Origin of the sequence: Ligilactobacillus agilis DSM 20509 (assembly GCF_001436215.1) — a bacterium.
Classification (GTDB): domain Bacteria; phylum Bacillota; class Bacilli; order Lactobacillales; family Lactobacillaceae; genus Ligilactobacillus; species Ligilactobacillus agilis.
Map to the genome: position 1 here is coordinate 1 of NZ_AYYP01000043.1, position 5,700 is coordinate 5,700.

General features: G+C 47.0%; 5 protein-coding genes and 2 pseudogenes. All 7 read right to left on the reverse strand.

Annotated features, from left to right (window positions below; translation table 11 throughout):
• Positions 1-75: 75 nt before the first annotated feature.
• Positions 76-603: pseudogene (locus FC14_RS05350) on the reverse strand (YkgJ family cysteine cluster protein).
• Positions 604-623: 20 nt separating this feature from the next.
• The gene (locus FC14_RS05355) at positions 624-1,271 is read right to left on the reverse strand and encodes a TetR/AcrR family transcriptional regulator (RefSeq protein WP_056976796.1); all 648 of its coding nucleotides are present in this window, start codon (positions 1,269-1,271) and stop codon (positions 624-626) included.
• 14 nt (positions 1,272-1,285) lie between these two features.
• The gene (locus FC14_RS05360; RefSeq protein WP_056976797.1) at positions 1,286-2,368 is read right to left on the reverse strand and encodes an ABC transporter permease; all 1,083 of its coding nucleotides are present in this window, start codon (positions 2,366-2,368) and stop codon (positions 1,286-1,288) included.
• Positions 2,365-3,096 carry an ABC transporter ATP-binding protein gene (locus FC14_RS05365; protein WP_056976798.1) on the reverse strand — a complete coding sequence of 244 codons (732 nt, stop codon included), beginning with the start codon at positions 3,094-3,096 and terminating at the stop codon, positions 2,365-2,367. Before FC14_RS05365 ends, FC14_RS05360 begins: the two co-directional genes overlap by 4 nt.
• 117 nt (positions 3,097-3,213) lie before the next feature.
• Entirely contained in the window at positions 3,214-3,753 is a 540-nt protein-coding gene (locus FC14_RS10885) for an O-acetyl-ADP-ribose deacetylase (protein ID WP_225427512.1), read from the reverse strand.
• Between the two features lie 243 nt (positions 3,754-3,996).
• Positions 3,997-5,112, reverse strand: a pseudogene (locus FC14_RS11080) (tetratricopeptide repeat protein); the annotation flags it as partial.
• Between the two features lie 4 nt (positions 5,113-5,116).
• On the reverse strand, positions 5,117-5,539 hold the full coding sequence (locus FC14_RS05375) for an 8-oxo-dGTP diphosphatase (RefSeq protein WP_050611820.1): 423 nt from the start codon (positions 5,537-5,539) through the stop codon (positions 5,117-5,119).
• Positions 5,540-5,700 lie beyond the last annotated feature (161 nt).

The window sequence follows — 5,700 nt, forward strand, 5'->3', positions numbered from 1 at the left end:
TCAGGCTGCATAAAGTTTATATTTTTTTAGTGTCTACTTGACAGGGCCCACACCATGCAAAAAGGGAGCTTTTTTCTAGCCGAGTTCTTGGCGCAACTTTTCCACAAAGAGGTAAGCCGCTGGACAATAGAGGGTATTTTTAATGGTCAGATGGTTAATTTGGTAAATCTTTTTGCGGTCGGTGTGGGGAAATTCCCGGCAGGCCTTAGGGCGCAGGACGTAAATCGAACAAAGGTTATCCGCCCCTAAAAAGGGACAGGGCATACAGTTAAAGACCTTGTCGCCATCCTCATCCACCCTGAGGTAGGTTTCCTCAAATTTTCCCAGTTTCATCCGCATCGCCTTGGCAATCCGCTCAATGTCCGCCTCCGTAAATAAAGGTCCTAAACTCTTACAGCAGTTGGCGCACTTGGTGCAGTCAATTTGTTCAAAGACTTCGTTATGCACCTTTTGGACCAGTTAATCTAAGTGCTTGGGCTTTTTCTTCTTTAAGGTTGCCAAAAACTTAGCATGTTCCTTTTGTTTTTGTAAGGCCAAATCGTGGTAGTGGGCCACATCCACTTGGCCATCCTTTAAATAAACCGTTTCTAAACTTTTTGCCATCTTATCACTTTCCTTAATCCTTAACTTAACCCGGCGACAATTTGGGTTACCATCAAGTCGATATCACGCTTCTCATTATAGGCTAAGTCGGGGGCTAAAATAAAGCGTTGGCTAAAATAAGTCACAAGCGGCCCAAGGATTAGCCGGATAATCACTGCCGGCTCATAGTCAGGGTGGCGGTGGTTTACTAAGGTCAAAAAGCGGGTAAATACTTCACCATTTGCCTTTAAAGATTGGCTAAACCCTTGACTGACGAGCGTTCTGACCTTAGGTTTCGTTAAGCCTTCCTGCAGTAAAATCCGCAATAATTGCTGGTTGGCCTTCATAAAGGCTAGGCGGTCGGTAACAATCACGCGAACCAAAGCGGGTAAGGCCACCTTGTCGCTAGCAACCACTTTGGCTAAAAATTCAGCCTGAAGTTGTGGGAGTAAATCATTGGTAAGTAATTCAACTACGGCTAATAGGAGCTGCTCTTTACTAGGGTAATATTTAAAAATTGTCCCCTCGCTAATGTGGGCCCAGCTCGCAATCTGGGCGGTCGAAGTGGCATCATAACCTTGCTTAGCAAAGAGCTCAATCGCCGCCAAGAGGGCCTTTTGTTGCCCTGGAGTTAGTTTTTTTCTGGCCACCACTTCTTGGTAGGTGGCTAATATTGTTTTAACTGTCACACACTGCACCTTCCTTAAACTTTGCGATAGCGTTTCAAACCTAAAATATTAAGCCCTAACAGGCAGACTAAAAAGCCTACTAAAACTAACAAATCCCCACTGACCTGGCGTAACGTCGCCCCCTGCATGATAATTTTACTTAGGGCATCCCCTGCGTAAGTCAAAGGTAAAATCCGCCCGATAACCTGTGCCCAGGGCGCAAGCGAAGCTAGGGGGATAATGCCGGAAAAGAAGATTTGGGGAACAACCACTAGGGGAATAAACTGCATCATCTGAAACTCCGAGCTAGCAAAAGTCGACAGTAAAGTGCCAAATGCTAAGGCCACAAAGCCTAAACAAACAGAGACCACCACTACTGCTACCAAGCTTCCGACCACCTCTAGCTTGAGGAGATAAACACTCACTAAGGCAATTAGGCTGGCTTGCAGGCAAGCGACTAACCCATATCCCAATGTGTAACCATAGACTAACTCACTGCGCTTAATCGGCGTTGCCAACAGGCGGGCTAGCGTGCCACTTGTTCGTTCCTTTAGCAAGGCCAGGCCTGAAATTAGGAAGACAAAAAAGAAGGTAAAAAAGCCCATCAAAACGGGGATTAACTTGGTAAAAAAGTTAGTCTGGCTATCACCATACTGGTAGTGGTTGACCACTACTGGTATTTTAGCTTGCAAGCTTTTTTCACCCCGGCCTAAAGCTAAGTTAGCTTGTAGGCCAGCCAGCTGCTGACTTAATAAGGCTTGCTTTAGTGCCTGCTTGGTTAACTGGGTTTTGCTAGCGTCTAAGTTGGCGTAAGTGACCGTATACTTATCAGCTTGGTAGCTAATAACTCCGTCTAAGCGGTAGTTTTTTAAGTCCGCCCGGGCTAAGGTGGTCGTTTGGTAGTTCTTGACGCTAACTCCCTTTACCTTAGCTAACTTCTCACTGAGAGCTGGCTCAAGCCCACTTGTTCCTAGTTTAACCTTAACGTCGGTACTGGCCGCAAACATTAGGTTGAGCAAAAATAAAATCAAGACGGGGGCAAAAAATAATAAGGCAAGCGTCCGTTTATCCCGCAATAATTCTAGTAAGACCCGCTTAGCAACTACAATACTTCTCATTTGTCCTCACCTTCTGCTTTCAAAAAGACTTCCTCAATCGTTTCTACCTGATACTTTGCTTCTAGCTGGTCGGGGGTATCAGTGGCGATGATTTTTCCCTCAAACAAAAGCGCCACCCGGTCCGTTAATTCTGCTTCGGACATTACGTGAGTGGTTATTAAAATACTAGTTCCAGCCGCCTTTAACTTAGCCAACTCAGCCCAAATTTTTTGGCGCAAGGCTGGATCAATCCCAACCGTGGGCTCATCTAAAATTAATAAGTCCGGCTGACCTAACAGCGCGAGGGCTAACGACAAGCGACGCTTCATCCCGCCCGAAAAGCTAGCCACCCGTTGTTTTAGCGCCCCGCTTAGTTCAACTACCGTCGCCAAGTGCTCAATTTCCTTTGCAAGTTGCTGGTTACCTAACCCCTTCAGCTTGCCAAAAAAGCGGAGGTTTTCTAAAGCGGTGAGGTTTTCGTAGAGGGCGTCGGTTTGGGCCATGTAACCAATTTGGCCTAATAACTTTCGCTTGGGCATCACTTGGCCTAAAACCAGGGCCTGGCCTGCATCTGCCTTTTCCATGCCTAACATCACCTTAATTGCCGTTGACTTGCCGGCCCCGGAAGGTCCAATCAAGACGACAATCTCACCGGTATTAACCGTCAAATCAACTGCACTTAGTACTTCTTTAGGACCAAAGCTTTTCTTAACCCCACTAAGTTGGATTCGTTGGGTAAATTCTCCCATCACAATCACCCCATTTATTTTTAGTGAGTAAACACTCACCTGTTAATTTACATTTTAGTGAGGATTCACTCACCTGTCAAGTGAAAAATACTAGCACCAAAAAGTGCTAGCACTAGCCTATAATTCAACTTGCAAGCCACCCAACTTGCGGTAATAGCAATCAAGGGCAGCTTGATCAAATAAAACAAACTTGATTAGCTCAAAGGCACCAGGGTTAGCCTTAACGAAGGCCTGCACCGTCGCGAGGGCAATTTGACTAGCCTCCTCTAGGGGGTAGCGGTAAATTCCCGTTGAAATCGCTGGAAAGGCAATCGTCTTGAGGCCCGTTTTTTGAGCTAACCGCAGGCTATTTTCATAGCAAGCAGCTAACAGGTCCGCTTCACCATGCGCGCCCCCATTCCAAATTGGGCCCACCGTATGGATAACGTATTTATTCGGCAGGTTATAGGCCCCGGTAATCTTGGCCTGGCCGGTCTGACAACCATTAAGTTGCCGACACTCGGCTAACAGTTGGGGTCCGGCCGCCTTGTGAATCGCTCCGTCAACCCCGCCACCGCCTAAGAGGCTCTTGTTAGCTGCGTTGACAATAACTTCCACGTCACCTTGTTTAGTAATGTCGCCCAAAGTTAGGGCAATTTTAGTTTGAACTTGATTCAAATTAGCTAGCACCTCCACTTGTAGCTGGGTAATTTCTTGGCGAAGTTTTGCTCCCTTAAAACGCCCCGCCTGCTCGTCGACATAGGAATAAAGTTGGGCCTGGTTAATGTAATCTAAAGCCGCTAGCTCGTTAGCCTCTACCCCGAGGCCCTGGTGGTAGGCCCGGGCTAAGCGGTAGTAAATGTCGGCCTTTAAGTCGTCATCACTACCATCGCGGGCTAGAAAAATTTCGGCTTGCCGGTAGTACTTAAAGGCAATCTCCATGTTAGCAGCCACAAACTGCCCGTGAAAATAGGCGTCGCCTAATTTGTAGCTACCGTTAGGGTTCGTAGCCAAGGCCGCCTGGGTAAAGTAATAAAAGGCCTGCTCATAGTCTGGCTGCCCTAGCCGGCCGTAAGCGTAAATGTAGCCCAGGTTACAGGCAGCCTGACTGCTACCTAGAGCGACTGCTTGTTGGTAGTATTCCTTAGCCAATCCATACTCCGCCCTACTATAGGCTTGCGCACCTAACTTGAGGTAAAACTCAGCCTCATTTTCTGGTTGCTTGCCCTCCGGAGTTACTTCTTGGTGTTCCCACCAGTCAAGCTGTTCTGCCTCGTTGGCCCGCCGTAACACCTGCTTAGTTTGTAAGAGCGGGTAAGGCACCTTGGTGGCCGGGTAATTTGCACAAGCAACCACTTGACCCACCTGCAAGTTATTGTTGGCCCCCACCGGTACAATTACCAAGTCGCCTTCCTTCAGACTTTCATCGGCACTGAGGTAGTGGTAGGCTTTTTGGCCCAGGTGAAAGCAAACCTGGCAGTAAGAATAGTAACTGGTTGGGCCTAACACCTCGCTAGCATTACTTACTGGGGCGGCTACGTCATAACAGACTTGATCCGCCGCAAAAAATAAGGACAGCTCATCTGCCTGATAGGCACTTTGACTTTGATAGACAATCAAGAAATTTAAATCCGCCCTAAAGCGCTCGTCGACGTCGACATAGGCCAGTGGAATCAAACTACCCTGGCCACTAGCTACATGGTCATCTAATTCACCGTTATCGACCCGACTAACTAGGCCAACCACCTTACTAGCCACAAACCAACTCGCGCCACAAAAGAACTCATCTGATAAATTATCGTCGAAGCTCACGTCTAAATCAGCCCACTCTGCTCGCAAAAGCAACTGCCGGTAAGAAAATTCAGCTGGCAAGTTGGGCCGGAGCAGATAACATTTTTCAATTGGCGGGCGCTCACTTTTCGCTAAATACTCATTAGTTTCCTCTGTTAACTCCTTGACCGTAAAATCATGGCGCTGACCATCTGCTTCTAGGTAAAAGGTCCCTACTGGTAAGGCTAATTTTTCCACTACTATCACCTACTTATTTTAGAAGATTGTCGTGTCGCCCATTAGTCGTATCTAGGTAGTGCTCACTGTATTTAGGCGACAAGAACACCTCCAACATGGTTTCCATCCCGGAAGCGAGCTTAAGCTGCTTTAAATCCGCCAACTTAGTCCAAAAAATGTTGCCTTCCCGTGAAGACTTGACTTGACCACTAAAGGTCTGGGTCTTATAGAGTAAAACCAGGTAGCGACTGCCATCAGCTTCCAGCCAATCTTTGATACCACACAGTTCCAGTTGGCTAACTTTTAGCCCGGTTTCTTCCCAAACTTCGCGGACGGCCGCGTCGACTAAGGGTTCGTCTGCTTCAACATGCCCACCCGGAAAGGTAATCCCCGGCCAAGTTGGATTTAGGCGGTCTTCGACTAAGACATTACCGTCCTGATCATAAATCATTACCATGTTAGTTAGGGTCGTTGGTATTTTTTTATGCTTCACTTACAATTCCCACTCTCTCATTTTTCTCAATTATAACACCTAAACCAATAAAAAAAGCACCAGCTAAAAATGGTGTGGGCCCTGTCAAGTAGACACTAAAAAAATATAAACTTTATGCAGCCTGA